25 protein-coding genes are annotated in these 26,668 nt (G+C 74.0%); 10 read left to right on the top strand and 15 right to left on the bottom strand.

Features of this window, described 5'->3' with window-relative positions; translation table 11 throughout:
• Positions 1–80 precede the first annotated feature (80 nt).
• From ACERUN_RS05765 to ACERUN_RS05750, 4 genes are all read left to right on the top strand, one after another.
• Positions 81–1,352: a PucR family transcriptional regulator gene (locus ACERUN_RS05765; RefSeq protein ID WP_370288860.1), complete on the top strand. Its 1,272-nt coding sequence runs from the start codon at positions 81–83 to the stop codon at positions 1,350–1,352.
• On the top strand, positions 1,352–2,359 hold the full coding sequence (locus ACERUN_RS05760; protein WP_370288859.1) for an SGNH/GDSL hydrolase family protein: 1,008 nt from the start codon (positions 1,352–1,354) through the stop codon (positions 2,357–2,359). The genes ACERUN_RS05765 and ACERUN_RS05760 overlap by 1 nt, the downstream gene beginning before the upstream one ends.
• A 308-nt stretch (positions 2,360–2,667) precedes the next feature.
• Positions 2,668–4,938 carry a methyl-accepting chemotaxis protein gene (locus ACERUN_RS05755; RefSeq protein ID WP_370288858.1) on the top strand — a complete coding sequence of 757 codons (2,271 nt, stop codon included), beginning with the start codon at positions 2,668–2,670 and terminating at the stop codon, positions 4,936–4,938.
• A gap of 192 nt (positions 4,939–5,130) precedes the next feature.
• Positions 5,131–5,751 (top strand): TetR/AcrR family transcriptional regulator, encoded by a 621-nt coding sequence (locus tag ACERUN_RS05750; protein WP_370288857.1) that lies wholly within the window; start codon positions 5,131–5,133, stop codon positions 5,749–5,751.
• A gap of 6 nt (positions 5,752–5,757) precedes the next feature.
• Here the strand turns inward: ACERUN_RS05750 and ACERUN_RS05745 are convergent, their stop codons facing one another.
• The 3 genes from ACERUN_RS05745 to ACERUN_RS05735 are packed head-to-tail and all read right to left on the bottom strand — an operon-like array spanning position 5,758 to position 8,748.
• Complete coding sequence (locus tag ACERUN_RS05745; RefSeq protein WP_370288856.1) at positions 5,758–7,251, bottom strand: amidohydrolase; 1,494 nt, start codon at positions 7,249–7,251, stop codon at positions 5,758–5,760.
• A gap of 19 nt (positions 7,252–7,270) precedes the next feature.
• Positions 7,271–8,398, bottom strand: coding sequence for a hypothetical protein (locus ACERUN_RS05740; protein ID WP_370288855.1), 1,128 nt, complete (start codon positions 8,396–8,398; stop codon positions 7,271–7,273).
• Positions 8,395–8,748, bottom strand: a complete 354-nt coding sequence (locus tag ACERUN_RS05735; RefSeq protein WP_370288854.1) for a PadR family transcriptional regulator — start codon at positions 8,746–8,748, stop codon at positions 8,395–8,397. The genes ACERUN_RS05740 and ACERUN_RS05735 overlap by 4 nt, the downstream gene beginning before the upstream one ends.
• A 106-nt stretch (positions 8,749–8,854) precedes the next feature.
• Here ACERUN_RS05735 and ACERUN_RS05730 point away from each other — a divergent pair, with 106 nt between their 5' ends.
• The 3 genes from ACERUN_RS05730 to ACERUN_RS05720 all read left to right on the top strand — a co-directional run bounded on the left by ACERUN_RS05730 (position 8,855) and on the right by ACERUN_RS05720 (position 11,389).
• Complete coding sequence (locus ACERUN_RS05730; protein ID WP_370288853.1) at positions 8,855–9,259, top strand: YjbQ family protein; 405 nt, start codon at positions 8,855–8,857, stop codon at positions 9,257–9,259.
• 100 nt (positions 9,260–9,359) lie between these two features.
• Complete coding sequence (locus ACERUN_RS05725; protein ID WP_370288852.1) at positions 9,360–10,358, top strand: hypothetical protein; 999 nt, start codon at positions 9,360–9,362, stop codon at positions 10,356–10,358.
• A 47-nt stretch (positions 10,359–10,405) separates the two neighbouring features.
• A complete protein-coding gene (locus ACERUN_RS05720) occupies positions 10,406–11,389 on the top strand; it encodes a methyl-accepting chemotaxis protein (protein ID WP_370288851.1) in 984 nt (327 codons plus the stop codon).
• Between the two features lie 92 nt (positions 11,390–11,481).
• Here the strand turns inward: ACERUN_RS05720 and ACERUN_RS05715 are convergent, their stop codons facing one another.
• Entirely contained in the window at positions 11,482–12,585 is a 1,104-nt protein-coding gene (locus ACERUN_RS05715) for a citrate synthase 2 (protein ID WP_370288850.1), read from the bottom strand.
• A 92-nt stretch (positions 12,586–12,677) separates the two neighbouring features.
• On the opposite strand from ACERUN_RS05715, the gene pdxH reads away from it, so the two are divergent.
• Positions 12,678–13,376, top strand: a complete 699-nt coding sequence (gene pdxH, locus ACERUN_RS05710; protein WP_370288849.1) for a pyridoxamine 5'-phosphate oxidase — start codon at positions 12,678–12,680, stop codon at positions 13,374–13,376.
• Here the strand turns inward: pdxH and ACERUN_RS05705 are convergent.
• From ACERUN_RS05705 to ACERUN_RS05665, 9 genes are all read right to left on the bottom strand, one after another.
• A complete protein-coding gene (locus ACERUN_RS05705) occupies positions 13,373–14,611 on the bottom strand; it encodes a hypothetical protein (protein ID WP_370288848.1) in 1,239 nt (412 codons plus the stop codon). The genes pdxH and ACERUN_RS05705 overlap by 4 nt on opposite strands.
• Positions 14,612–14,702: 91 nt before the next feature.
• Positions 14,703–16,001, bottom strand: a complete 1,299-nt coding sequence (locus ACERUN_RS05700) for a glycosyltransferase (protein WP_370288847.1) — start codon at positions 15,999–16,001, stop codon at positions 14,703–14,705.
• Entirely contained in the window at positions 15,998–16,585 is a 588-nt protein-coding gene (locus ACERUN_RS05695; protein ID WP_370288846.1) for a hypothetical protein, read from the bottom strand. The genes ACERUN_RS05700 and ACERUN_RS05695 overlap by 4 nt, the downstream gene beginning before the upstream one ends.
• Positions 16,582–17,730, bottom strand: coding sequence for a glycosyltransferase family 2 protein (locus tag ACERUN_RS05690; protein WP_370288845.1), 1,149 nt, complete (start codon positions 17,728–17,730; stop codon positions 16,582–16,584). The genes ACERUN_RS05695 and ACERUN_RS05690 overlap by 4 nt, the downstream gene beginning before the upstream one ends.
• A complete protein-coding gene (locus tag ACERUN_RS05685) occupies positions 17,727–18,731 on the bottom strand; it encodes an NAD-dependent epimerase/dehydratase family protein (RefSeq protein WP_370288844.1) in 1,005 nt (334 codons plus the stop codon). Before ACERUN_RS05685 ends, ACERUN_RS05690 begins: the two co-directional genes overlap by 4 nt.
• Positions 18,728–20,044 (bottom strand): F390 synthetase-related protein, encoded by a 1,317-nt coding sequence (locus ACERUN_RS05680; protein WP_370288843.1) that lies wholly within the window; start codon positions 20,042–20,044, stop codon positions 18,728–18,730. The genes ACERUN_RS05685 and ACERUN_RS05680 overlap by 4 nt, the downstream gene beginning before the upstream one ends.
• The gene (locus tag ACERUN_RS05675) at positions 20,041–20,922 is read right to left on the bottom strand and encodes an MBL fold metallo-hydrolase (protein ID WP_370288842.1); all 882 of its coding nucleotides are present in this window, start codon (positions 20,920–20,922) and stop codon (positions 20,041–20,043) included. Before ACERUN_RS05675 ends, ACERUN_RS05680 begins: the two co-directional genes overlap by 4 nt.
• Positions 20,913–21,929, bottom strand: coding sequence for a 3-oxoacyl-[acyl-carrier-protein] synthase III C-terminal domain-containing protein (locus tag ACERUN_RS05670; RefSeq protein ID WP_370288841.1), 1,017 nt, complete (start codon positions 21,927–21,929; stop codon positions 20,913–20,915). Before ACERUN_RS05670 ends, ACERUN_RS05675 begins: the two co-directional genes overlap by 10 nt.
• Positions 21,930–22,062: 133 nt before the next feature.
• Entirely contained in the window at positions 22,063–23,043 is a 981-nt protein-coding gene (locus ACERUN_RS05665) for a patatin-like phospholipase family protein (RefSeq protein WP_370288840.1), read from the bottom strand.
• A 244-nt stretch (positions 23,044–23,287) separates the two neighbouring features.
• On the opposite strand from ACERUN_RS05665, the gene ACERUN_RS05660 reads away from it, so the two are divergent.
• Positions 23,288–24,241 (top strand): type VI immunity family protein, encoded by a 954-nt coding sequence (locus ACERUN_RS05660; protein WP_370288839.1) that lies wholly within the window; start codon positions 23,288–23,290, stop codon positions 24,239–24,241.
• Positions 24,242–24,290: 49 nt separating this feature from the next.
• On the opposite strand, the gene ACERUN_RS05655 is transcribed toward ACERUN_RS05660, so the two are convergent.
• On the bottom strand, positions 24,291–25,628 hold the full coding sequence (locus ACERUN_RS05655; protein ID WP_370288838.1) for a cytochrome P450: 1,338 nt from the start codon (positions 25,626–25,628) through the stop codon (positions 24,291–24,293).
• A 107-nt stretch (positions 25,629–25,735) separates the two neighbouring features.
• On the opposite strand from ACERUN_RS05655, the gene ACERUN_RS05650 reads away from it, so the two are divergent.
• Positions 25,736–26,329, top strand: a complete 594-nt coding sequence (locus ACERUN_RS05650; RefSeq protein WP_370288837.1) for a TetR/AcrR family transcriptional regulator — start codon at positions 25,736–25,738, stop codon at positions 26,327–26,329.
• Positions 26,330–26,333: 4 nt separating this feature from the next.
• Here ACERUN_RS05650 and ACERUN_RS05645 read toward each other — a convergent pair whose 3' ends face one another.
• A complete protein-coding gene (locus ACERUN_RS05645) occupies positions 26,334–26,597 on the bottom strand; it encodes a DUF1905 domain-containing protein (protein WP_370288836.1) in 264 nt (87 codons plus the stop codon).
• Between the last annotated feature and the right edge of the window lie 71 nt (positions 26,598–26,668).

The following is a 26,668-nucleotide window of genomic DNA, read 5'->3' as shown; positions in this document are numbered from 1 at the left end:
ATCGATGGTATAGAATTGTTCGGAGTGAACAACCGATTGCCGATCTCGATCGCCGTCGAACACTGACGAAAGGGGCGGTGATGGCCACCTCCGGTGCGCGCGCTGCGGCGGGCGCTCGTCGTCCACGGGCGGGGGAGGACGCGCTGCTCTCGCGCGCGGCCGTCACCGCGATCCGCGCCGAGCTTCCGGCGATCGCCGACGACGTCGTCTCGCAGATCATCCGCGAGGTGCCGGCCTACGAGGCGGCCTTCGAGGGGCCGATGGGCGAGACCATCCGCACGGCCGTGCAGGTGGCGCTCGGCGGCTTCCTGTCGCTGGTGAGCGATCGCCGCGGCCCCGACGCGCTGGCCCCGCGCGCCTCCGCCCTCGACGGCGCCTACCAGCTGGGCCGGGGCGAGGCGCGCAGCGGCCGACCCAGCGACGCCCTGCTCTCGGCCTACCGCATCGGCGCGCGCACCTCGTGGCAGCACCTGTCGACCCAGGCGGTGGCCCACGGCATCGACCCGGCCACGATGGCCTCGTTCGCCGAGCTGGTGTTCACCTACATCGACGAGCTCTCCGGCGCCACCGTGGCGGGCCATCGCGACGAGTCGGCCACGGAGGTGCGGGTGCGCCAGCGCCAGCTCGAGCGCCTCGCCCGCCACCTCGTCACCGGCGCGCCGGAGGCCACCGTGCTCGCCTCGGCCGAGCGCGCCGAGTGGACGCCGCCCGCCACCCTCACGGCCGTGATCACGCCCGACTCCCAGGTGGGTTCGCTGCTGCAGTCGCTGCGCCCCGGCACGCTGCAGGCGCCCGACCAGCCCGACCTCGAGGGCTCGGTGGTGGTGCTGGTGCCCGACGCGCACGGCAGCCGGCGGGCCGCGCTGCTGCGCACCGTGCGCGAGCGCGGCGGTGTGGTAGGCCCGGCACGGCCGTGGCTGGAGGCCGCGGCATCCTTCGACCGGGCCCTGCGCGTGCGGGGGCTCGGGCTCGCGGGCGACACCGAGCAGCACCTGGCCCGCCTCATCCTCACCGCGGACGACGCGGCGCTCGCCGATCTGCGCGCCCGGGTGCTCGCGCCGCTCGCCGGGCTCCGCGACTCCTCGGCGCAGAAGCTGCGCGAGACCCTGCGCGCCTGGCTGCTGCACCAGGGCCGCCGCGACGACGTGGCCGCCCACCTCTTCGTGCACCCGCAGACCGTGCGCTACCGCATGACCCAGGTGCGCGAGCTCTTCGGCGAGGCCTTGGACGATCCCGATACCGTTCTGGATCTGACCCTCGCCCTCGGCGTCGAGGCCGCCGACGATGCGTCGCCCGGCGCACCGGACCTGAGCGGTGACGGGTCGGGGAGCGAGCCCGGGGAGGGGCGGTGATGGGCGTTCAGTCCGTGCGGCGCGGCCGACGACACGGGGCGCGACGGCGCGCCCTGGTGGCGGTGACCGCGGCGAGCCTGGCCGTGCTGGCGGGATGCTCGAGCGACGACTCGGGTGACTCGGGTGACTCGTCCGCATCGATCGAGCGGCCGTCGTCCTCGCTCTCGGACGCGTCGTCCGCCGCGTCGCCGTCGGCGGGCGGGTCGTCTTCCACGGAGCCGGTGGACGGGCCGCTCAAGGGGCTGCGCTACGTGGCGCTGGGCGACTCCTACTCGGCTGCGCCCGGGGTCGGGCAGCCCACCGGGCCCGACGGGTGCTTCCAGACCGACGGCAACTACGCGCACCTGCTGGCCGCGCGCTACGGACTCCGGCTCACCGACGTCACCTGCTCCTCAGCCACGAGCGAGAACCTCACGAAGGCGCAGGCCCTCAACGCTCCGCCGCAGCTCGACGCGCTCACCGCCGACACCGACGTGGTCACGCTCGGGATGGGCGGCAACGACGAGGGCCTCTTCTCCGGGCTCGTCACGACCTGCGGTCGGCTGGGCTTCGGCGGGGGCGGTGCGAGCCGTCCGGCGAACCAGCGCTGCGCCGACGCCCCCCGCTTCGCCGAGCCGGCGCTGACCCGCGAGCTGCAGCGCCTCACGCAGCGCATCACCGCCGACGTCCGGCTCATCCGCGAGCGCGCCCCGAAGGCCCGCATCGTGGTGGTCGGCTACCCGCAGGTGGTGCCGGCCTCCGGCGGGTGCGAGCGCCTGCCGATCGCCGCCGCCGACCTCCCCTTCGCCCACGACCTCAACCGCCGCCTCGACGCCGCCGTGCGCCGCGGAGCCCGCGCCGCCGACGCCCTCGTCGCCGACGTGTGGACGGCGACCCGCGGCCACGACGTCTGCGCCGCCGACCCCTGGATCGCGGGCGTCGTCCCCGAGGGCCCCGCCGTGCCCCTCCATCCGTACGCCGCCTACGAGCAGGCCGTCGCCGACCTCGTCGTCGACCTCCTCACCTGACCGCCGAGAGGGCGCAGATGGTGCGCCGAGAGGGCCCCCCTGGTGCGCCGGCAAGGCAGGAATGGTGCGCCGACGTGGCAGCGGTGGCCGCCGCGACGCGACGACGAGCACACCGCTGATCTTGCAGGCCGCGTTGAGGTCCGGCGTTGAGGTTTTTCCTCAAGATCCTGATGAGAATGCCGATGGACGCCGGCTGGAACCTGGTTCCGGTGATCATCGAGGCCGATCGGCGCAGGTCGTCTCGACAACTCCCGACAGCCTTCACGACGGGGCGAAGTGTTCGCCCCCGGCGAAGGATGAGCGAAACCATGACGATCGACGGCATCAGCCAGGCACGAAACGGCGCACCGGGACCCGACAGCGGCCACCTCCCGACCTCGGCGCCGGCGGCGCTCCGCCACCCGCTCGCCGGTGTGCTGGAACAGCTGCCGACGCGGGTGATGCTCACCGACGCCGACCTGACCGTCGTCCACGTCAACGCGGCCTCGCGGGCCGCGCTGGTCGCTCTGGCCGACTGGCTCCCGGTGTCGCCCGACCGCGTCGTCGGTTCGCCCATCGACGTCCTCCACAGCAACCCGGCCCGCCAGCGGGCGGTCTTCGCCGACGCGGCCCGGCGCCTTCCCCTGGAGACGCGCATCGAGATCGGCCCCGAGACGATCGCACTGCGCGTGGCGGCGCTGCACGATGACGATGGCCGGTTCGTCGGAGCCCTCGCCACCTGGGATCCGCTGACGCAGACACTGCACCTCGAGGCCGAGGTCGCGCGGGTGAGCGCGATGGTGGAGCACGCCCCCACGAACATGATGTTCGTCGACCCCGACGGCGTGATCGCCTCCATGAACCCTGCGTCGCTGCACGCGTTGCAGTCACTGCGCCACCTGCTCCCCGTCAGCCCCGAGGACGCCGTCGGGTCGAGTCTCGACCTGATCGCCCCCGGTGCGCGCGACGGCGCCGCCACGGGAGCAGCGGTCCTCGTTCCGCTCGGCTCGGAAGTGCTCGAGTTCCGCGCGGCGCCGGTGAAGGGAGGCGGCGGCGCTCCGGCGGGAGCGGTGCTCACGTGGGACGTCGCGACCGAGCGGGTCCGCTCGGAGGCCGACCGGATCGAGGGCGAGGCGGACATCGCCGCCTCCACCCGCGTGGAGGTCGGCCTCGCCGAGGCCACCACGGAGGAGCAGGCCATCATGATCGCGCTCAACCGCGTGCGCGAGGAGTTCGGCTGGGCCTACGGGTCGTACTGGCGTCGCGACCTCGCGACGCAGACCCTGCGCTTCGTGGCGGAGTCCGGCTCGGTGAGCCCGGAGTTCCGCGCGGTCACGCTCGACGCCAGCTTCGCCGAGGGGATCGGTCTCTCCGGTCGCGCGTGGGCGACGCGCGACCTCTTCTTCACCCCCGACCTCGGCACGATGGTCGACTGCGTGCGAGCCCCCGTCGCCCAGCGCGTCGGCGTGAAGTCCGGAGTGTGCTTCCCGATCATCTCGGAAGGACAGGTGATCGGCACGATGGACTTCTTCACCATGGAGACCATCGACCTGTCCGATCGCCGCCGCAACGTCCTCCGCACCGTGGCGCGCGCGGTCAGTCACGCGTTCGAGCGCATCCGCATCGAGGACGCCGAGCGCGCCCGGCAGGAGGACCTGCGGATCAAGGTCGAGGCGATCTTGGAGGTCGTCGAGCAGGCCGCCGGCGGTGACCTGACCTGCGCCGTCGGCATCGCCGGTGACGACGCCGCCGGCCGGGTGGCGGCCGGCGTCGACTCCCTGCTCGCCCGCCAACGCGCGTCGATGGCCGAGATCGGCCGCACCGCGGAGCAGCTCGCCGGCGCCGCCGAGCTGCTGGCGTCGCTCGCCGAGGGCATGGAGGGCGGCGCGACGTCCACCGCGGCCCGAGCGGCGTCGGCGTCCGACTCCTCGAACCAGGTGAGCTCCGCGATCCAGACCGTGTCGGTGGCGGCGGAGGAGATGACCGCGTCGATCCGGGAGATCTCGCAGAACGCCACCGAGGCGGCCACGGTGGCCACCAGCGCGGTGGCGGTGGCGGGCTCGGCGCAGGGGACGGTCGCCAGCCTGGGTGAGTCGTCGGTGCAGATCGGTCAGGTGGTCAAGGTGATCACCTCGATCGCCCAGCAGACGAACCTGCTGGCGCTCAACGCCACGATCGAGGCGGCCCGCGCGGGCGAGGCCGGCCGCGGGTTCGCGGTGGTCGCGGGCGAGGTCAAGGAACTCGCCAAGGAGACGGCCAAGGCCACCGAGGACATCAGCCAGCGCATCGAGGCCATCCAGGTGGACGCTGGCGGCGCGGTGTCGGCGATCGCGGAGATCAGCGAGGTCATCACCCGGATCAACGACATCCAGTCGACGATCGCCTCGGCGGTGGAGGAGCAGACCGCCACCACCAACGAGATCGCACGCAACGTGACCGAAGCGGCGGTCGGGGCCACCGGCATCTCGGACGACGTCAGCCAGCTCTCCGGTGCGGTGGACGACACCCGCGCGGGTGCTCGCGACACCCTCGGGGCGGCCAACGACCTCGCGACGATGGCCGCGACCCTGAAGGGGCTGGTGGAGCAGTTCCGCTTCTAGCGCCGTGACGGCGCTCCCCGGGCAGGGGGCGGTGGTCGGTCAGCGACCGCCGCCCCCGCAGGCGTGCCAGGTTCGGCGGCCGGCTTCGGCTGACAGGGCGGCCGGCGCGTGGGACCCTGGCGGCAGCGTCGGTGACGGCGGCTCGGTCTTCTCCCCCACGGCGAGGTCGTCCTCGTAGATTGAGCGGCACCCATGTTCGAGCCACCCTTCGACTCCGCGCACCCGCAGAGGTCCGCCATTCTTCGGTGCGCTGCCGATGCGCTCGAGCGCACCGACTACGACGTCCTCAAGGTGCGGCAGGTCGCGGAGGCCGCCGGGGTCTCGATGCGCACCTTCTACTCGCACTTCGAGTCGAAGGTGGAGCTCATGCTCACGCTGCTGCGCGGCGACATCGCCGACCGGCTCCGCGACATGCACAACATCGTCGCCGCGCACGACGACGCGCGCGAGCAGCTGCGGGGGCTGATGCATTACGTGGTCGGCATCTCGACCGACCGCGCCACCTACGGTCAGGTGCGCTGCTACGTCGACCCGAGCCTGGAGGCTGAGGCGCCCGACGAGATGTACCGCATCGTCAGCTCGTGGCTCCCGGTGCTGGAGGGGATCATCCGCACCGGCGCGGAACAGGGCGTGCTGCACAGCGCCGACCCGGCACGCGATGCCCAGCTCGTGCGCTACCTCATCCAGGGCTACCTGCGTGACCTGCGCACCGAGCGGCGCACCGTCGAGGCCGCGACGGTCGCCGAGGAGCTCTTCCACGCCGCCGTGCGTCTGCTGGGCGGCGCCGACGGCGCCGCCGGCTCGTCGTCCTGAGGCCGCTCACACCCCACCGTGGACGACGCGCCCGGCCACGATCGTGAGCGCGACGCCGGGGCGCGCGGCGGTGAGCGGGTCGTCGTCCACGAGGACGACGTCGGCGGGCGCACCGGGGGCGGGCATCGCGCGGCCGTCGACCGAGGCGGCGAGGGCCTCGCGGCGGGTGAGCGACTGCTCGGGGTGCCAGGGGCCGCGCTCGTCGCCGGTGCGGGTGACGGCGGCATCGATCGCGAGCCACGGATCGAGCGGCGAGACGGGTGCGTCCGAGCCGAGGGCCAGTGCGACGCCGGCCTCGTGCAGGTCGCGCAGCGGGAAGCAGTGCTGCGTGCGCCCGGGCCACACCCGCTCGGCGAGGTCGCGGTCGTCGACGAGGTGGTGCGGCTGCACGCTCGCGCGCAGCCCGAGTCGCGCGATGCGCCGCACCTGGGCCGGCTCGGCCAGCTGCACGTGCTCGAGCGAGCCCCGCGCGCCGCTGGCGTCGTAGGCGTCGAGGGCCTGGTCGAGCGCGGCGTCCCCGATCGCGTGGACGGCGACCTCCAACCCGCCCGCGTGCGCGCGGGCGAGGTGGGCGCCGAGCTCGGCGGCGTCGAGGTTGGCCGCGCCGTGCGTGCCGGTGTCGGCGTAGGCGTGGCGGCACCAGGCGGTGCGGGTGGTCAGCGAGCCGTCGCTGATGATCTTGAGCGGACCCATCGTGAGCAGGCCGCGGGGATCGGCGGCTCGGGACAGCAGGCGGTCGCCGCTGCGCAGCCCCTCGGCGAGCGTGGCCTCCAGGTCGTCGGCATAGACGCCGACTCGCACGCGCAGCAGGTCGCAGCCGTGCTCCCACCGCTCGCGCCACGCGGCGAGGCCGCCGCTGAACTCGAGCTCGACGACGCCGGTGATGCCGAGTGCGGCGGCCGCCCGCAGCGTCTCGGCGTAGTCGTCGGGCGTGACGCCCGAGCGCGGGCCGGAGAGCTCGCCGAGGCGGGCGTAGGCGGCGAACCAGACGTCCTCCTCCACCGGACCGGCCTGGCGCGGCAGGTCGAGCGCCACCTGGGCGGCGGTGTTGACCCATGCCTGGTGACCGTCGCCGGCCACCAGCACCACCGGGGTGGCCGGGGCGATGGCGTCGAGGTCGGCGGTGGTGGGTGCGGGGTCCCAGGCGGCGGGGCGGTGCCCCCAGCCGATCACCGCGGCGCCGGGCCGCTGCGCGAGCCGTGTGCCCACCAGGGCCAGAGCCTCGGCCACCGAGCGCACCTCGCGGGTGTCGAGGCGGCTGCGGGCCGACGTCCACTGCCCGAGGTGCACGTGGGCGTCCCACAGCCCCGGGACCAACCAGCGACCGCCGGCGTCGATCTCGTCGGCGCCCGCCGGCCGCTCGAGCCCCGGGCCGACGGCGAGCACCCGGCCGTCGCCGTCGCCGGACGTGGCGATGAGGACGTCGACCGGGTGCTCGGGCGCGACCTCGCCCGGCTGCAGGGCCACGAGGCGCACGTCGCGCAGCAGCAGGGCGGTCATGGCCGCCAGGTTAGGAGCCTTAGGGCGTGGGCTCGGCGGTGGGGGAGGCGGTGGGAGAGGTGGTGGGGGAGGTGGTGCCCGGAGTAGCGCTGGCGGCGGGAGTGCCGGGCACCGTGACCGGCGGGAGCGAGGTGAGCGGGAACGGCAGGATCTTGGCGCGCTCGGCCAGCGCAGCGGTGCAGCCCTCGACGTACTCGCCGTCGACCTCGGAGTTCTCGATGCGCACGACCGAGAGTGGGAAGACGTTGGTGAGCTCCTGCGTGCCGTTGCGAGCGGGGCAGAGGTAGCGCGCGAACGGCACGAGCTCGCCGCTGCCGTCGGACGCGGGCGCGTCGCCGGTGCTGATCGGCGCCGACAGATCCATGGTCAGCGGGCGGCCGTCCTGGTCGACGAGCTGCACGTGCGGGATCGGCCGGCCGGCCTGGTCGTAGGCGAAGATGTTGGTGACAGGGCGGCCGTTCGACTGCATCAGCCCACTGAGCGGGGCCACGGGCACCGCTGCCGGTGCGTAGGAGCTCCTGGGGTCCTGGAACTGGTCGAAGGAGTTGATGTTGAGCGGCCCCAGGGCGACGAAGATCGCGAAGGCGTTGAGGCCGAGGAGCAGCAGGCGTGCCGGGCCGCGTCGTCCACCGGGCCAGACCCGCCCCGTACCGACCGCGATGCTTCCGACGATCGCTGCAGCCAGGACCAGGCCCCCGGGCAGTCGCCCGAGGCTCGGCACGAGGCTCACCGCCTCGCCCGGCCCCGCCACGAGGTCGAGGCTCTGTGCCGCGATCCAGCCGCGGAGCACCCACCAGGCAGGTCGCGCCGCCACGAGCAGGTCCCAGGCCGCACCGAGGTGGGCGCGCTGGACAGCTGCATCGAGTAGCTCGCGGGCGCGGTCGAGGGCCGGGTCGGGGCGCGTGAGCGTGCGCAGCGAAGAACCTCGACGAACGGCTCGGACGGCGGGCAGGCCCGCCGCACTGCGCAGCTCGCCCGCGTAGCCAGCGGGGTCGCCGAGCGGAGCGCCGTCGGCGACCTGGTCGGCGAGGTCGGCCTCGAGTCCGCCGACGAGCTCGTCGACGGTCTCGGGGTCGAGGTCGGCGAGGTGGCGGCGGACCTCGGCGACGAAGGCGGTGACGGTGGGATCGAGGTGGGTGGTGCTCACGACGCGACTCCTGTCGGGGAAGGGGAGGTGGCCTGCGGGGGGAGGAAGCCGGAGACGGTGGTGGCGAACGACGTCCACTCCTTCGCCTGGCGTTCGAGCAGATCGCGCCCGGCCGGGGTGATGCCGTAGTACTTGCGGTGCGGACCCTCGTCGGAGGGCACGACGTAGGAGGTCAGTGCCCCCGCCGCGTAGAGCCGGCGCAGCGTGCCGTAGACCGACGCGTCGCCGACCTCGGCCAGCCCGCCGTGGCGCAGGCGCCGCAGGACGTCGTAGCCGTAGCCGTCCTCGGCCTCGACCACGGCGAGCACCGCGAGGTCGAGCACCCCGCGCAGCAGTTGGGTGGTGTCCATGCGCCGCACACTACTTCGCGTCGCGCAGTACCGCGTGCACCACAACCTCTCCCCGCGTGTCGCCGAGGTGGCAGGAACGGCGCGCCGAGGTGGCAGGGTGGCGTGCATGGACTCCGACGTGCGCACCTACACGACCGGCCGCACCGAGGTCGTCCTCGACCTCACCCGCGACGCCGCGGCCTTCGTGAGCGGTCGGGGCGACGGACTGCTGCACGTGTTCGTGCCGCACGCCACCGCGGGCATCGCGATCCTGGAGACCGGCGCCGGCAGCGATGACGACCTGCTTGCCGCGCTCGCCGACCTGCTGCCCGCCGACGACCGCTGGCGCCACCGCCACGGCTCACCCGGCCACGGTCGCTCGCACGTGATGCCGGCGCTCATCCCGCCCTACGCCACGGTGCCGGTGCTCGGCGGCCGCCTCGCGCTCGGCACCTGGCAGAGCATCTGCCTGGTCGACCTCAACGTCGACAACACCGAGCGCGACGTGCGCTTCAGCTTCCTCGCCAGCTGAGCAGGCCCGCCCGCGAGAAGGCGGGACCCACCGAGCCCTCAGGAGCCGTGGACGACGGCCGATGCGCCACGGGTCCGCCCGACATCTCGTGGAGCCGCTCGTGTCCGTCCACCCGCCCGCCCGCACCGCCTCGCGCACCACCTCGCGCACCGCCTCGCGCACCGCCTCGCGCACCGCCTCGCGCACCGCCTCGCGCACCACCTCGCGCACCACCTCGCGCACCGCCTCGCGCACCGCCTCGCGCACCGCCTCGCGCACCGCCTCGCGCACCACCCCGCGCGAGCCGCGGCATGTAACACGCCGTCCACTCGTCTACCTGCTGGTTTTCAGTCGTGCCAGGGTCGATTCGATGCGGATCTCGACTGACTCGCGCCGGTTAGTCGGGTGGACGGCGTGTTACAAGCCGCGGCGCCACCGCGCCCAGCACCCCCACCCCACCCGTGGACGACGCCCGCTCGTCGTCCTCGCGCTGCTGGCCGGCCTGCTGGCCGCCCTGAGCGCCACCCCGGAGGCCCCGGCGACCGCCGACGACCGAGCCGCAGCAGCCCGCTCGGTGCTGCCGATCGAGCCCCTGGCGCCCTATGAACCGCAGCGGGTGTGCTCGCCGTGGAGCAAGCCGGGCACGCTGGCCATGCTGCGCTGGACCGTGCGCACCTACGGCGGTCGCTCCGGCGGCATCGGCCGCGCCTGCCACGTGGGCGCGAAGTCGGAGCACAAGGAGGGGCGCGCCTTCGACTGGATGCTCGACGCCCGTCGTGCGCGCGACCGCCAGCGCGCGAGCCGGTTCCTCACGGCCCTGGTCAAGCGCGACGCCACGGGCGAGCCGGCCGCGCTGGCCCGCCGCATGGGCGTGATGTACGTGATCTGGGCCGACCGCATCTACTCGGCGTGGGACGGCTTCACGCCGCGGCCCTACCTCAACAGCGGGTGCCCGACGCTGCGCCGCTGCTCGCGCACCCTGCGCCACCTCGACCACGTGCACGTGTCGCTGTCGCTGGCCGGCGCGCGCGCCCTCACCAGCTGGTACGTCGCGCACCCCGGCTACCTGGTGCGGGGTCGCCAGGTGTCTCAGGACCGGGTCCCTGTCGCCGATCAGTGAGTCGTCCCCCCATTCGCCGCTTCACCCACCCCGGGAGTGAGTGATTCATGAACGACCGCAGTGCTCTCCTGTCGCCCGCCCGCGCCGAGGTCGACCTCGTCCCCACCCTCGCCGTCCGTGAGGCCGCCGCCGCGACCCCCTCGGCCGCCACCCGCGCCGCGCAGTACCGCGGCTGTCTCGCCGCCAGCCCGCGCGCCTGCCTCTTCGTCGACGCACTCGACGACCTGCGCATCGACTTCGCCAACGCCGCCGCCCTCTCCTCGCTCGAGGTGATGCGCGGGCACCTGCGTCGCGCACCCGGGCCGATGCAGGGCACGCACCTGGAGGAGTGGTTCGACGCCGCGGAGTTCTCCACCCTCGCCCTGCGTAACCTGCAGCAGCGCCGCGAGACCTTCGTCGGCCAGGTGCGCGTGGGCAGCGAGATCCTCGACGCCTACGCCGCCCCCGTGCTCGACGACTCCGACCCGCGCTCGCCGGTGCTCGGCTTCTTCGTGGTGTGGTCGTTCGCGACCGCGCGCGTGGCCGCACTGGCCGAGGTGGCCGGCTCCACCGACGCCGTGCGCGCCGCCTTCGACGGCATCGGCGCCCGCGCCGACGAGGCCGTGCGCACCGTCGAGGACGCCGTGGCGTTCGCCAGCCAGGCCGCCGACGTGGTCGCCGGGCTCGAGCGGGCCTCCAAGGAGATCGGCCAGGTGGTCGGCGTGATCGCCACCATCGCCCAGCAGACCAACCTGCTCGCCCTCAACGCGACCATCGAGGCCGCCCGCGCCGGCGAGCTCGGCAAGGGCTTCGCCGTGGTGGCCAGCGAGGTCAAGGAGCTCGCGCGCAGCACCGCCCACGCCACCGAGGACGTCGAGAAGCGCATCGGCGCCGTCGTGGACGGCGCGGGCGCGGCCGGCGGCACCCTCGCCTCGATCTCCGAGATCGTCAGCCGCCTCGAGGCCCTGCAGCGCGAGATCGCCGTGGCCGTGGAGGAGCAGCGCTCGGGCGCCGACCACCTGCAGCAGGCGGTGCGCTCCGCGCTCGGCTGAGCCCCAGGCTCCCGAAGCAGTCAGCACAAACGGCGAGCGGCCGTCGTCCACGAGGACGACGGCCGCTCGGCCGTTGCGGGGGAGCCGGAGGCTCAGGCGCCCCAGTTGGGGTCGTAGCCCTCGATCTCGCTGGCGGGGCGGGTGGCCGGGCCGGTGTAGATCGCCGAGGGGCGGATCAGGCGACCGGTCTTCTTCTGCTCCAGGATGTGCGCCGACCAACCGCCGGTGCGCGCGCAGGTGAACATCGAGGTGAACATGTTGGCCGGCACCTGGGCGAAGTCGAGCACGATGGCGGCCCAGAACTCCACGTTGGTCTCGAGCACGCGGTCGGGGCGACGCTCGCGCAGCTCGGCGAGCGCGGCCTTCTCGAGGGCCTCGGCCACCTCGTAGCGGGGGGCGTCGAGCTCGCGGGCGGTGCGGCGCAGCACGCGGGCGCGGGGGTCCTCGGCGCGGTAGACGCGGTGGCCGAAGCCCATGAGGCGCTCGCCGGAGTCGAGCAGGTTCTTCACGTAGGCGGCGGCGTCGCCGGTCTTCTCGACGTCCTCGATCATGCCGAGCACGCGCGACGGGGCGCCGCCGTGCAGCGGGCCGCTCATCGCGCCGATGGCGCCGGAGAAGGCGGCGGCCACGTCGGCGCCGGTGGAGGTGATGACGCGGGCGGTGAAGGTGGAGGCGTTCATGCCGTGCTCAGCGGCCGAGCTCCAGTAGGCGTCGATCGCGTGGGCGTGCTTGGGGTCGGCCTCGCCGCGCCAGCGGATGAGGAACTTCTCGGCGAGGGTCTTGCCCTCGTCGACGAGGCGCTGGGGGACGACGGGCAGGTGGATGTCGCGCGCGGACTGGCCGGCGTAGGAGAGCACCATCACCGCGACGCGGGCGAGGTCCTCGCGGGCCTGCTCGTCGCTGATGTCGTAGGTCTGGCCGAAGCCGAACGCGGGGGCGAGCATGGCGATCGCGGCCTGCACGTCGACGCGCACGTCGCCGGTGTGCACCGGCAGGCTGAACGCCTCGGCCGGCGGGAGGCCGGGGGTGAAGGCGCCGTCGATGAGGAGGCCCCAGACGTTCTCGAACGGCACGCGGCCGGCGAGGTCCTCGATGTCGACGCCGCGGTAGCGCAGCGCCGAGCCCTCCTTGTCGGGCTCCGCGATCTGCGTCTCGAAGGCGACGACGCCCTCCAGTCCGTGGTGAACCTCGGCCATCGCACTGCTCCTTCGGATCCATCGTCACGTCGGGTGACCAACCGTTAACCGGAGGCCATCGGGCATTCTGCCGCAACCGCTACTTTCGGTACATGGCAGGGGAGCAGAACCTGGAGCAGTCCGACGCGTCGTCCCCGGTGGCGGTGGACCTCGCCGCCCTGCGCGTCGACTACGGCCTGCGTGGCCTCAGCGAGGACGACGCCGACCCCGACCCGTGGCGCCAGTGGGCCGCCTGGTTCGACGACGCGGTGGCGGCCGGCGTCCACGAGCCCAACGCCATCATCGTCGCCACCGTGGACGCCGACGGCTCGCCGTCGCTGCGCACCGTGCTGCTCAAGGGCGTCGAGACCCAGGCCCCCGACGACGGCTTCACCTTCTTCACCAACACCGGCTCCCGCAAGGGCGCGGCGCTGGCCGCCCACCCCGTGGCTTCGATCCTCTTCCCGTGGCACGACCTCGAGCGCCAGGTGCGCGTCGAGGGCACGGTGCGGCCCCTCTCGGACGACGAGGTGCTGGCCTACTTCTCCACCCGCCCCCGCTCCTCGCAGCTGGGTGCGTGGGCCTCGCCGCAGTCGCAGGTGGTGAGCGGACGCGAGGAGCTCGAGCGGCGCTTCGCCGAGGCGGAGGCGCGCTTCGCCGGCTCCGATGTGCCCGTGCCGCCGGGCTGGGGCGGGTATCGGGTGCGGCCGCAGGTGATCGAGTTCTGGCAGGGGCGGCCGAGCCGGCTGCACGACCGGTTGCGGTACCGCCGGGGTGAGGGCGGGTGGACGATCGAGCGGTTGGCGCCTTAGCTGCCGCTCGCCTCGAATTGCATCCCGGTATGGCTGTACGACGACCCCAGCCCGCCGAGCAGCGGGTCGTTGCCCTGATCGGGGGCGTCGTCGTCCGGGCTGCCGCGGAAGACGGTGAACAGCACGAGCAGGGCGACCGCGATCGCTGCGATGAGCAGGACGCGGCGGCGCGTGCGGTGGCTGTGGTGGTCGGAGCGGCGGTGGCGGTCGGAGGCGAACGCCGGCTCCTTGAGGGCCATGAGCTCCTCGGATCCCTCGAGCGGTTCGAAGCGCGGGACGGGTCGCTGCGGGGTCACCAGGCTCATGAACTCCTTGGCGAGCTCGGCCTTCTCGGCCTCGGCGGCTTCCTCGGCCGCTCGCGCTGCCGCGGTGGCGGGGTCGTCGTCCTCGGTCGCGGGGGCTTCGGGCTGGAGCAGGTCGGCCGGCTGCACCGGCTCGGGCGCGGGCTCGACCGGGCCGACGTCCGGGACCTCGAAGCGGGGGTTGAGCAGGTCGCGGAACTCCTCGCCGCCCGAGCCGCGCTGGCGCCGCACGCGCACGGGCGCGGCGGGTTCCTCAGCGTTCGCCGCCTCGACCACCGGCTCCGCCTCGGCCACCGGCTCGACCTCGACCACCGGCTCCGCTTCAACCACCGGCTCGGCAGCGACCTCGGGCTCGGCCTCAACGGCGGCGTGCTCGGGCACGTGCTCCACCGCCGGCTCCGCGGGCTCGGCGACGTGCTCAGCCACGTGCCGCGGTGCGATGTCGGGCTCGGGGGCCGCGGGGAGCGGGGCGTCGTCCACGATGGGCTCAGGCGCCTCAACCACCGGCTCGACGACGGCCTCGACGATCGGCTCAGCGACTGGCTCAGCAACCGGCTCAGCAACCGGCTCGACCGGCAGCGACACCGGCGCCGCCTGGGCGGTGGGCCAGGTGTCGATCGGCACCGTGTCGAGCACGATCACGAGGGCGAAAGGGGTGGGGCGGCGCTCGTCGGGGCCGGCGATCGCGCGCTGCAGCACCTCGTTGGCGAACGGCGGGAAGCCGGGGATCAGCTCGCGCGCGGGCACCAGCGGCACGCCGGGCTCGACGCCGGTGAGCGCGTGGTAGGCCAGGCGGCCGAGCGTCGCGCTGTCGAGGTGGGTGAGCTCACGCAGCAGGGCGATCGCCTGACCCGGGGGCAGGGGGCCGCCGGCAGCGGTCACCAGCTCCTGCAGGCGCTCACGGGCGCCGGTCGGGTCGGCCTTGGTCTCCACCCCTCCATCCTGCCGCGCGCGGAGGCGGGATCGTGGCGGTTCTGACCCGCGGAAGCGTGGGTTCGCTCACCCGTAACCCGCACCCGGGACTTCATCCCGGCAGCAACGCCTGACGTGCCCATGTGGCCACCGTCTCTTCGGCGGGGTGGGCGGCGATCTCGGCACCGACCCTCGCCGCCGCGTCGGCGTACGAGGCCGTGGTGAGCACTCGCCGCAACGCTGCCCCCACCTCGTCGGCGCTGCCTACGCGCACGGCCACGCCGGCGTCCTCGAGGCGTACCGCGTGGTCGGCCTGGTCGTAGTCGACCGGCCACACCACCGCGGGCAACCCCGCGGCCAGCGTGTGTCCCAGCACCCCCGAGCCGCCGTGGTGCACCACCGCGCTGAAGCGGGCGAGGTCGCGGGCGTACGACACCGAGCTGTGGACGACGACCCGCCCGTCGTCCACCTGCTGCTCGGGCACGCCGGTGGAGCCGCCGAGCGACACGTGCACCGTGACCTCGAGGTCGGCGAGCTCGGCGGCGATGCGGTACGCGGCCTCCACGAGCGCGGGCTTGTGCCAGGCCAGGTGGGTGCCGGCGGTGAGCAGCACGTGGCGCCGGCCGGGAGAGAGGTCGAGCGGCGGCGCGTGATCCGGCGGGGTGAAGAGCACCGGACCGACCAGCCTCACCGCAGGCGGCAGGTCGCGCTCGTACTCGATCGCCGGCGGTGTCAGCCCCAGCACGAGTTCGGGGCTGTAGATCGACTCCGACCCGTCGGCGCGGTACACCCGCTCCACGCCCGCATCGGCGGTGCGCACCCCCGACCACACCGGCACCGAGCGCTTCACCGCTCGCACCAGGCCACGCCCGGCCGCATCGCGCGCCCGCCCGGCCACGCCGACCCCGGGCCGCCACCCGCCCACGTAGGACGGCGGCCCCGAGCGCCCCTCGATCGCGCACGGCGAGGGGTGCGACGTCCACCACCGCAGGCCCAGCGTGGTGGCCGCGGTGGCGGCGCCGATCATCGTGAAGTCGGCGATCACCAGGTCGGGTCGCTCGGGGGAGCCGGGCGCCCAGCGCTCCAGGAGGTCCTCGCGCAGGTGACGCTGGAGGTCGACGTTGCTACGCAGCTGGCGCCGCATCAGCCGCAGGTCGCTGCCCACGCGGTAGGGCGGGTCGACCACCTCGCGCAGCTGCGCATCCGCCCCCGGCAGCAGGACGACGCCCGCCACCCCGCTCGCCGCCACGGCCGGTTGTGCGGCCTCGGTGGTGAGCACCCGCACCTGCAGCCCGGGCTCCCGCGCCAGCCGCACGGCCATGCCCAGCACCGGGTGCAGGTGCCCGGCCATTGGCGGGGCGAGGAGGTCGACGCGGCGCTTCGCTCCGGCTCCGGCAGGGGAGGCGGTCACGCCGCGGTCCCGTCGTCCAGCAGCTCGTCGACGAGCCCGGAGGCGAGGGCCAGCACGTCCGGCGACGCGAGGTACTCCATGTGCGCGGCGTCGACGGTGACGTCGGCCGCCCACCACCGCGCCACGTGGTCGCCGCGCCCCACCACGCGCACGATGCGGCAGGCGGGCGGTCGGGTGGCCACGGGCCCGAGGGCGAGCACGACCACCCGGTCGAGCACCGCCGCCGGCAGGTCGACGCGGCCCAGGAGGTCGAGCCCGATGGAGCCCGCGATCACCAGCGAGGCCTCGGCCTGCTCCAGCACGGACTGCACGCCCGGGCGGTGGCGCAGGGCCCAGCGTCGACGGCGGATCGCGAAGAACAGCACCACGTGCCGCAGGCTCGCCAGCCACAGCGGCACCTCGCGGTGCGGCCGGGGGCAGCGGGCGGTGTCGTAGGGGAAGTTGAGGCCCACCGCGCCCGCGGCCGGCAGCCCGCGCCCCGGCAGGTCGAGGGCGTCGAGGAACGCACGCTGCACCGGCGAGAGCGCGCAGCTGCGCGGGTCGCTCTGACCCGTCAGCACCAACACCTGCAGGGGGAGGCTCACGCCGGCCCGAAGTCGTCGTCCGCGCGCACCCGGTAGACCCGCGAGCGCCAGCGGATCGTGCGCCGCAGCGCGGCGTGCACCAGGTGCGCGGGCTGCATCAGCTCGGAGGCCACCGACAGCAGCGGCCGGTGGTAGCTGCGCCCGTGCACCGCGCGCTGCGCGCCGATGAGCAGCAGCGCCCGCCCGCCGAGCACCACCACCGCCGGCCCCGGACGACGCGTGCGCACCGCCCCAGCGAGCACGAACCCGAGCAGCCCCGGGTGGAGGCCGTGCAGGCCGGCGATCGCACCCGCCGTGCGCGGAGGCTGGCGGCGCAGCAGCAGGTCGGCGAAGAGCATCCAGCGGTGCAGCAGCCGCACGTAGGCGCCGGGGGAGGCGACGGTGGTCGTCGTCCACTGCGGGGTGGCGGTCTGGACGATGGTGCCGCCGGAGCCGAGCACCGCCCGGGCCACGGCGAGGTCGTCGGTGAGGGTGCGCAGCAGCGGCGTGAAGCCGCCGAGGGCACGCAGGTCGCGCACGCGCATCGCCCACGTCATGCCGTTGATGGTCACCGGCGGGAGGGTCAGGTAGGTCATGGCGGCGTTGTCGAGCACGAACTGCTGCACGAGCCCGGCCCACGGGCCGCGGCCGGGCAGGTAGCCGGGCAGGCCGGTGGCGAGCGTCGCGCCCCGCTGCAGACCGCCGAGCAGCGCGCCGAGGGCGGGGCGGGGCAGGCGGGTGTCGTCGTCCAGTACGAGCAGCACCTCGTCGTCCTCGGCGGCGTCGAGGGCGGTGACGAGCTTGGTGAGCTTGGGGTTCACGCCCTCGGGGGCGGGCGGGCAGAGCACGATCTCCAGGCGCGGAGCCTCGGCGCCGGCGGTAGCGGCCTGCTCGGCGAGGCGTGCGGTGACGGCGCGGCCCTCGGCGTCGTCGGTGTCGACGAGCCACACGAAGCGCGCTCCGACCAGCGAGAGCAGGTTGTCGCGCAGCACGTTCTCGAGCTCGGGGTCACCCGAGAGCACGGGCTGGGCCACGACCACCTGCGCCACGTCGGCCGCTGCGGGTTCGCGGGCGGGCGGCGCCGTGCGGGCGGTGCGCAGCGCGAGCGTCGCCTTGGCTGTCTGCAGGGCGAGGTAGCCGGCCGCGGCACGCCGCAGCGCGCTCACAGCTGTGCCCGCTGCCAGGCGACGAAACGCTCCACGCCCTCGGCCACGCTGATGCTCGGCTGGCCGAGGTCGCGCAGCATCTTGTCGGGCACGAACGTCTTCGACCACGACAGCACGCCCACGCCGTAGGGGGTGATCGGCGGCTCGCCCGGCAGGCGCAGCAGGCGCCAGATGGTCTCGAGCACGCGGGCCGCACGCATCGCGGTGGCGAGGCTGACATCGCGGGTGGGGGCGGGCAGCCCGAGGCGCTCGACCACCTCCATCAGCAGCGCCTGGATCTCCACCGGCTCGGCGTTGGTGAGGTGGTAGACGCCGCTCAGCTCGGCGCGCTCGGCCAGCTGCAGCAGCTGCTCGGCGAGGTTGTCGACGTACACCAGGTCGCCCACCGCCGGGGTGCTGCGGCCGGTGAGGCGCGGCAGCCGGCCGGCCTGCGCGGCGGCGATGATCCGCGGGAAGAGCACGGTGTCGCCGGGGCCGAACACCGCGCGAGGGCGGCCGATCACCCACGACCCGGCGTAGCCGCGCACCACGTCCTCCGAGGCCGCCTTGGTGCGGGCGTACTCGTTGGCGAAGCCCGGACCCACGGGGGAGTCCTCGGTGAGGTCGAGCTGGTCGCCGTCGCGGTAGAGCACCGAGCTCGACGACACGTGCACCAGCCGCGGCAGCCCCAGCAGGCCGCACCACTCCAGCACGGTCTGGGTGGCCACGACGTTGTCGCGCTCGTAGGCCTTGCGGCTGGCGTAGGGGGTGGCGCGGGCGGCGGCGTGGATCACCGCGTCGGTCTCGCCGGCACCCCACGGCAGGGTCACGAGGGCGTCGAGGTCGGCCGCCGACACCCGCCCCAGGTCGGCCGAGACGTACTCGCCCGGCGCGAAGTCGGTGGCGCTGCGTGGGCGTCGTCCGATGCCCACGACCTGGTGCCCCGCCTCGCGCGCCATCTCGACCAGCCGGCCGCCCACGAAGCCCGAGGCTCCGGTGACCACGATCCTCAACCCGCTCACGACTCCCTCCTGATGCGGCGGCGCTTGGCCCCCGCGGTCTCCTCCGGCCACGGCGCGTGGACGACGTCCGGTGCCCGCCCGCCCAGTCGCTCCGCCAGGCGCGCCACCTCGCGGCGCACGGCCGCGAGCCCGGCGTCGCCGTCGCCCGCCTCGGCCCGCGTGGTGGCCAGGTTCCAGACCTCGCCGTGCTGCACGAGGCGGTAGTCGCCGAGGTCGCCGGCCAGCGCGATCGCGTGGCGCAGCACGTCGGGCCACACCGGCACCCGCTCGGCGCTTCCATCCGAAGTGGCGAGCCACAGGACGTCGTCCGCGCGGCCGAGCACGGCGTGGATGCTGCGCCCGGGGCGCCCGCACGGGCAGGGGCCGGGGGCGGCGAGCAGCACGTCGTCCAGGCGGTGGCGGACGACGAGCTGGGTGGTGCGGGTGAAGTCGGTGATGACGGGGTGGAAGCGGCGGTGGTCGAGCCACTGCGGCTCCACGTGCAGGTGGCCCTCGTTGAGGTGCAGCCGCCCGGCCGGGCAGCTGGTGGCGAGCAGACCCTCGGTGGCCTGGTAGATCTGCTCGACCCGGCGCCCGAACGCCTGGCCGATGAGCAGCTCGTCGTCGGGCTCGAGTGTCTCGGCCACCGCCACCACCTGCACCGGCGCGATGCCGTGCAGCAGCGGGATGCCGCCGCACAGCTCGACGATGCGACGCAGCACGCTGGCGGGCGCGACGAGCACGTCGGTGCCGGCGAGCGCGTCGAGGTGCTGCTCCACGGGCTCGGTGAGGTCGTGCCACGAGAAGGCGACGCGGCGGCTGTCGAGGGTCTCGTAGAGGTTGGAGTTGGCGCGCAGGAACAGCGCCACCCGCAGCGGATGACGCGCCGCGATGCGCAGCGAGGTCGGTGCCATCAGCTGCCCGAGCAGGATGCCCGCCCAGCGGCGGCTCTCCTCCTCGCCCACGAGGAAGACGCCGCGCGTGCCGGAGGTGCCCGACGACAGCCCAACCGTCACCCCCTCCGCACCCGCCGGCAGGACGGCGGTGAAGTCGCGGCTGCGCTCGGCCGCCTCGGCCACAGCGAGGGCCTGCCCGAGGGTGATGCCGTGGCGGTTGAAGGCCGCGAAGTCGGCCAGCACGACTGACTTGTCGACGATCGGCAGCTCGGCGAGCGCCCGGCCGGCGTGGGGCGCGTAGAAGCTCGCGCGGGGCAGGTCGTCGCGCAGGAAGCGCGCGAGCGCCCGCTCTCGGTGGGCCTCGAAGCGTCGCGGCAGCAGCCAGCGCTCGTGGGCGAACCCGGCGGCGACCCCGAGCGAGCTGCGCGCGGAGCTCACCGCGGCGAGCCGGCGGCCCAGGCCTCGGCGCCCTCGGGGCAGTGCGCCGGGAGGATGAGCAGGTCGGGGTAGGCGGCGTCGAGGGCGTGCAGGGTCTGCAGGGTGGCGACCGTGGCGTCCCAGTCGTGCATGATCTGCTTCGCCAGGCGCGAGGGGGGCTTCGCCTCGCGGTAGCTGCGCGTCGTCCACGCGGCGTCGCCGACGAGCATCACCTGTCGCCCTCCGCTGGTGAAGAGCAGGCCGAGGTGGCCGGGCATGTGACCGGGCAGGTCGACGGCGAGCAGGGAGCGATCGCCGAGGAGGTCCCACCCGCGCAGGCCTCCGGCGGCCGGGCCGCCGGCGATCGGCACCTCGGCGAAGCCCTCGACCGGGTCGTGGCGGTCGCGCAGGTCGGTGGGCAGCAGGGCGGGCAGGATCGCGTGGCGCACGGCGCTGATGCCGCGCAGGCTCAGCGCGTGCTGCACGCCCGAGCCGCCGGCGATGATGCGCGCCTGCGGGTGGTCGAGCAGGCCGCCCACGTGGTCGCCGTGGAAGTGGGAGACGACGATGCGGCGGACGTCGTCCACGCCGACGTCGAGCGCAGCGAGCTGGCGGGGCAGGTGCTCGTGCTCGGGCAGCGTGACCGGCAGCGTGGAGCGGTAGAGCAGCTCGGGCACGCGGCGGGTGGCGTCGAAGAAGTGCTGGGAGTAGCCGGTGTCGAAGAGGGTCCAGCCGTGGTAGGGGTGGTGGATCGCGCCGACGTAGCTGGGGAACTCGATCAGCTTCAGCTTGCCGCCCTGGCGCGCCATCGCCTCGGGGCCCTTGCAGTGGCCGACCCGCAGCCAGTGGAAGGCGACCGCGGGCTGAGGCTCGGCGAGCAGCTCGTTGCTCAGTAGCACAGAACGATCCCGCCGATGCTCAGACCGGCGCCGGTGCCGAGCAGCAGCGCGTGGTCGCCGCGCTGCAGCCGGCCCGACTCGATCGCGGCGTGCAGGGCCGAGGGCAGCGAGGCCGCCACCTGGTTGCCGTGGTCGGCGTAGATGTCGACAAGTCGACCCTCGGGGATCTCGAGCCGCTCGCGCAGCCAGTCGAGCCCGTGGTGGCTCGCCTGGTGGGGGACGACGACCGGCAGTTCGGCGATGCTCGTGCCCGCCGCGGCGAGCAGGCGGTCGACGAACGGCGGCAGGTGCTTGATCGCGAGGCGGAACACCGCCCCGCCCTCCATGCGGAAGCGGCCCCAGTCGGCGTAATCGCCCGTGTCGTCGGGCAGCTCGCGCACCCGGTCGGGCGCGAATCGCGAGCCGCCACCGCGGATCTCGCACGTGTGCGCGCCCTCACTGTGGGTCTCGAAGTCGGCCGCCAGCACCGCCGATCCGGTGCCCTCGGCCGGGCCGACCACCGCCGCCGCGGCGCCGTCGCCGAAGATGCCCGACGCGCCCAGGTCGCTCCAGTCGAGGCCCACGGAGGCGATGTCGGCGGAGGCGATGAGGATGTTCCGCGCGCGGCCGGCGTCCACCAGGGTGGCGGCCAGGTCGAGGGCCGCGAGGAAGCTGAGGCAGCTGGCGTTGACGTCGAACGCCGCGATCGGCCGCCCGGGCGCGAGCTCCTCGTGCAGCAGCGCCGCGTTGCAGGGCAGAGGCTGGTCGGGCGTGCCGCTCGCGCCGATGATGAGGTCGACGTCGTTAAGGGTGAGGCCGGCGGCCGCCAGCGCCTTGCGCGCCGCCTGCGCCCCGAGCTGCGCCGCGGTGCCGCGCTCCACGTAGCGCGAGCGCACCCCGGTGCGCTCCTCCACCGTGCCCTCGGCAAGGCCGAGGCGCTCGTCGAGCTCGAGGCTGGTCACCACCTCCTCCGGGACGGCGGCACCGGTGCCGAGGATGCGGAGCGCACGAGGCGTGGAGGTGAGCACGGGACGGGCCTCTCGACGGATGGGCCTGCGGACCTCGCGAGGATAGCCCGGCCGCCGGGTCGGGGTGGTCTGCCTCACCGGTGGTCGAGGATGCGCGCCAGCACCGTTTTTGAGCCCCCAGTGCCAGCGCCCCTCAACGCCCAGCAGCGTCCAATGCCCCGGCAGTGAGCCGGCGCCCGAGGGCGATCAGCTCCTCCGCCCGGTGGAAGTCGAGCGTGCGCGCTGCGCTCAACGGCACCGTCACGAGGACGTCAGGCGGCAGCGCCGCCAGCCGGTAGCGGGTGATGAGGCTCTGCATCGCGTCGAACGACATGCCGATCACCTCGGTGGTGCGCAGGTCCGGGCGGACGTCGATGGCCGCCTCCTGTTCCCGCGCCTCGGCGTCCGCCAGCTCGGCCTCCGTGAGGGCCCGCGGCTCCACGTCTCCCTCGGGCCCGTCGTGGACGACGCTCGGCTCCGCCTCGTCGGTGGTGGTCTCGCTCCGCCGCAACCGTCGTCGCAGATCAGCGGCCCACCCCGCCGGCCGCACCGCGAACCCGCGCGTCGGCGACGTGGGCTCGTGCGGCGCCCGCGGTCCTTGCAGCGACACAGCGAGGGTGAAGTCAGCGGACGCCGACGCCATGGGCTCGAGCGGCAGCGGGTTGAGCAGCCCGCCGTCCACGAGCACCCGGCCGTCGACGACAGCAGGCGTGAACAGCCCCGGGATGGCGATCGACGCACGGATCGCCGGCAGCAGCGGCCCCCGCTGGAACCACACCTCGCGTCGGGCGACGAGATCGGTGGCTACCGCGGTGTAGGGGATGGGGAGGTCCTCGATCGCGACGTCGCCGAGGAGGTCCTCGAGCGCGGTCATCAGCCGTTCGGCCGTCGCCGCTCCGCCGCCGGCGAGGGTCGGCTGGGCGAGCGCGACGACGCGACGGCGGGGGAGCGTGGCCACCCAGGCCGCGTACTCCTCGGTCCTGCCGGCGGCGATCAGCCCGCCGACGACGGCGCCCATCGAGGTGCCAGAGACGGCCACGACCTCGTGGCCGCGGGCCTGCAGTTCCTGGTGGGCGCCGAGGTGGGCGTAGCCGCGGGCTCCGCCGGAACCGAGCACGAGCGCGACGCGGGCCATGGGCTCAGTCTGCCGCGTCGGTGGTCGGTGGATGCGATCTCTGGGCGGAGGTCTCAACGAAGAGACGTCGCTCGCTGCTCGAAGGTCGGCGGCGAGATGAATGGAGTTCTGCGGCACGTGGTGGAGACCCTGACTCGCTCGGCCGAGGGTCGCCCGATGGTCGCGGTAACGTCGGGGCGCACTCCGCTGCAGCGCCTACTGCGGCGTCGTCGAGAGTCAGGGAGGCCCGATGTCCGGACGATCCATGTTCGATCGGATGTACGACCCGCCGCCGCCCTCGTTGAACGTGAGGTTGGACGTCGTTCTGCCGGAGAACCCGGCGGAGTTCCAGCGGGCCGCGGGGTTGTGGCTGGAGCACGGTGTCGAGCTGCTGGCCGCCCACAAGGTGGCCTCGCTGAAGGCGGCGCCGGAGCTGCCCAGCAAGAGCCTCACGAGGCACCTGGGCTCCTTCGGAGAGCCGGGCACGCCCTGGGGTTCGTTGGTGGTGCATACCGACACCCCCTCAGGCGGTATCGGTATCGGGGGTTCGCTGCGGGCATGGACCCAGAAGAACTGGGACAGCTTCATCGCGCGCGACCTGGCGAAGCTCCCGCGAGGCGTCGAGGCCAAGTTCTCGCAGCTGGACAAGGGTGGCCACCCAGGCGGTGGTGAGTTCGTGCACCTGCGGGTGGAGCGGGAGACGGAGGTCGATGGGTGGACGTCGATGATGGCCCACCGCCAGCCGCTGCCCGACGTCGGTGCGCGCGACGAGCTGGCCCTCGTGTGGTTCGAATTCCTGACGACGATCGTTGCCGAGCTCGGCCCGTACGTGCGGTTCGGGTGTATCGGTGAGGACCTGACGATCGACCCCACGGTTCCCTTGGAGGAAGCTTTCCGACGGTGGGCTGGGTTCTGTCTTCACGAGGGCCGCTTGCGGGGGTACTCGTGGGTCACCGTGCTCGGGGAGGCTGCGCTGGAGCGGGTTGGCGGAGTGGCGGCGCTCGAGCGGTCGGGAGCCTTCGACGAGGTCAGGGATCTGGGTGGGGGAGCCGTGGTGGTGCGTGCGACGCCGTACCCCAGTCAGTACGACGCCGAGGCCGTGGAGAAGGTGTTCCGGGCCCTTGCGGCCGCGCTCCCCGTCGGAGAGCCGAGGCCCGACACGCGGGACTATCGCAAGCTCGTCTGGGCCGACGCCGCATCAGTCGGACAGCCCAGGTAGTCGCGGCAGCCTGAGCGGCCGACGCGACGGGGGAGTGACCGCGGTGATGTCAGGGCGCGACCGGCAGCTCGGCGTACCCCCGCAAGATCCTCGTGTCCCGCCGCCGCGCCCGCGCCCGATCCACCCGCAGTTCCGGGAACCGCTCGTGCAGCGCCCGGAGCGCCACCTCACCCTCCATCCGCGCGAGCGCGGCGCCGAGGCAGTAATGACGCCCGGATGAGAACGACACGTGCTCGCCGGCGTTCTCGCGGTCGACATCGAAGCTGTGCGGGTCGGTGAACACGTCGGGATCGCGGTTGGCGCCGGCTAGGTGGGTGACGACGACGTGGCCGCGGCGCACGCGCTCGCCGGCGATCTCGGTGTCGGCGATGACGGTGCGCCCGGTGAGGAGCACGGGCGGGTCGAATCGCAGTGCCTCGTCCACGGCGTTCGCCCATGACGACTCGCCGGCCAGCAGGCGGCGGCGCTGCTCGGGGTGCTCGGCGAGCAGCGCGGTGGCGTTGCCGATGAGGTTGACGGTGGTCTCGAAGCCGGCGGCGAGCACGAGCCCGGCGGTGGAGATCAGCTCGGCACCGGAGAGTCGGCCGCCGTCGTCCTCGCGGACGGCGACGAGCTGGCTCATCAGGTCGTCGCCGGGGGAGCGGCGCACCCGGTCGACGTGGTGGCGCAGCCAGTGGTCGAACTCGGTGAGCGTCGACTCCACCTGCCGGAAGCGGCCGAAGGAGAGGCCGAGGTCGAGGCTGGGGGCGGCGAGGGTGCCGAAGCGGCGCACGTCGTCGCGCTCCTCGGCGGGCACGCCGAGGATCTCGCAGATCACCGTCACCGGAAGCAGTGCCGCGTAGGTGTCGACGAGGTCGACCTCGCCGCGGGGATCGCGTGCCGCCTGCGCCTCGAGGTCGTCGAGCAGGGTGGCCGCCACCTCCTCGGTGCGCTCGCGCAGCTTCTCGACCGCCCTCACGGTGAACACGCGGGTGACGAGCTTGCGCATGCGGGTGTGGTCGGGCGGTTCGGTGGCCAGCAGCGAGGGCGGTGTGATCGGCCCGAGCGGCTGGCTCTCGCGCGACCACGCCATCAGCCGGGCGAGCGGGCCCTCGCCGTCCAAGCCGATGCCGGCGTGCACGTCGGGGTTCGCCAGGGTCTCGCGGACGATCGGGTGCCGCGCGGTCACGTGCGCGAACTTGCCGCGGTAGAACGGGCCGGCGGCGCGGATCTCGTCGAAGAGGTCGAGCGGGAGGTCCTGCGACTGCGAGGTGCGGCGGATGACCTCGCCTTGGAGGTCGCCGCGCCGTGCCCGCAGCGCGATCGCCACCGACGGGAGGGCGTGGCCCATCAGCCAGCGCGTCGTCGCCTGGGCCTGCGGCGTGAGGCTCGCGGCGGATCGGATCATCTGACACCCCCTCGCGCCGGGCGGTCTGGGCGCAGGCTCCATCGAACGCAGGTTTTGACGGCTAGTCAAGAGATTGACTGGCAGTCAGATGTGGTTACGCTCGTCACGTGCCCACCCCGTCGTCCACCCGTGCCGCGCGCGCTGGGAGCGCCCGGCGCGACCGCCGCCAGGCCATCGTGGACGCCGCCCTCGCGCTCGCCGCCGAGAAGCCCTTCGACGAGGTCACTGTGGCCGAGGTCGCCCGACGCGCCGGGGTGTCGCACGGGCTGCTCTTCTACTACTTCGCCGACAAGTGGGCGATCGTCACCGAGGCGCTCAGTCAGCTGCTCGACGCGCTCCACGACGCCCAGGCGCCGCTGCCGCACGAGAAGACTCCGAGGCAGCAGATCGCCGGCCTGGTGCGGCGGCACATCGAGTTCGCCTCCGCGCACGCGGTGTCGTACGGCGCGCTCATGCACGGCGCGGCGATGGCGCGACCCGACGTCCACGCGCTCATCGACGACGCGCGCCGGCGCGCGGTGGAAGGCGTGGCCGGCATCCTCGGTCGGGAGGTGCCGCTCGCCCCGCTCGACGACCTCGAGCTGTGGAGCTGGCTGGCCGCCCTCGACCTGTGCACCGAGCGGGTGCTCGCCGGCGGGCTCGACCTCGACGAGGCCGTCGACTGGGCCGCCCGGCGACTGCTCGTAGCCGCTCGACGGTGAGACCTCAGCGGTTCGGGTCGACCTCGAGCTGCACCTCGACCTCGTCGCCCGCGCCGCGGCCGGTGCGCTTGCGGGTCTCGGCGTTGAACGACACCAGGTAGCGCCCGCCCATCACGCCGATCGTCGTCGTGTACGTGTAGTCGCCGTCGATCGTCACGACCACGGGCACGCGCTTGCCCCGCTCGAAGCTCAGCACGATCTCCTCGGGGACGACGATGCCGACGTTGTTGCCGCCGGTGGCCTCGAGCACGGTGGTGAAGGTGGGCATCGGTGTCTCCTGGCTGGTGGGCATGCGCCCGGCGGATGGTGTCAGGTGCTCACGATGGAGCGTCGTGGCGT

This window comes from Nocardioides sp. (assembly GCF_964229035.1).
Taxonomy (GTDB): Bacteria; Actinomycetota; Actinomycetes; order Propionibacteriales; family Nocardioidaceae; genus Nocardioides.
Note: the sequence above shows the minus strand (reverse complement) of the source record. Positions and strands in the feature narration are given on the sequence as shown.

Bases quoted from the DNA above. Each gene is read 5' to 3' on its own strand.
- ACERUN_RS05660 (WP_370288839.1), top strand. From the start codon at position 23,288: ATGTTCGATCGGATGTACGACCCGCCGCCGCCCTCGTTGAACGTGAGG.
- ACERUN_RS05655 (WP_370288838.1), bottom strand. From the start codon at position 25,628: ATGATCCGATCCGCCGCGAGCCTCACGCCGCAGGCCCAGGCGACGACG.
- ACERUN_RS05755 (WP_370288858.1), top strand. From the start codon at position 2,668: ATGACGATCGACGGCATCAGCCAGGCACGAAACGGCGCACCGGGACCC.
- ACERUN_RS05720 (WP_370288851.1), top strand. From the start codon at position 10,406: ATGAACGACCGCAGTGCTCTCCTGTCGCCCGCCCGCGCCGAGGTCGAC.
- ACERUN_RS05715 (WP_370288850.1), bottom strand. From the start codon at position 12,585: ATGGCCGAGGTTCACCACGGACTGGAGGGCGTCGTCGCCTTCGAGACG.
- ACERUN_RS05730 (WP_370288853.1), top strand. From the start codon at position 8,855: ATGGACTCCGACGTGCGCACCTACACGACCGGCCGCACCGAGGTCGTC.
- ACERUN_RS05645 (WP_370288836.1), bottom strand. From the start codon at position 26,597: ATGCCCACCTTCACCACCGTGCTCGAGGCCACCGGCGGCAACAACGTC.
- ACERUN_RS05765 (WP_370288860.1), top strand. From the start codon at position 81: ATGGCCACCTCCGGTGCGCGCGCTGCGGCGGGCGCTCGTCGTCCACGG.
- ACERUN_RS05760 (WP_370288859.1), top strand. From the start codon at position 1,352: ATGGGCGTTCAGTCCGTGCGGCGCGGCCGACGACACGGGGCGCGACGG.
- ACERUN_RS05750 (WP_370288857.1), top strand. From the start codon at position 5,131: ATGTTCGAGCCACCCTTCGACTCCGCGCACCCGCAGAGGTCCGCCATT.
- ACERUN_RS05745 (WP_370288856.1), bottom strand. From the start codon at position 7,251: ATGACCGCCCTGCTGCTGCGCGACGTGCGCCTCGTGGCCCTGCAGCCG.
- ACERUN_RS05735 (WP_370288854.1), bottom strand. From the start codon at position 8,748: ATGGACACCACCCAACTGCTGCGCGGGGTGCTCGACCTCGCGGTGCTC.
- pdxH (WP_370288849.1), top strand. From the start codon at position 12,678: ATGGCAGGGGAGCAGAACCTGGAGCAGTCCGACGCGTCGTCCCCGGTG.
- ACERUN_RS05665 (WP_370288840.1), bottom strand. From the start codon at position 23,043: ATGGCCCGCGTCGCGCTCGTGCTCGGTTCCGGCGGAGCCCGCGGCTAC.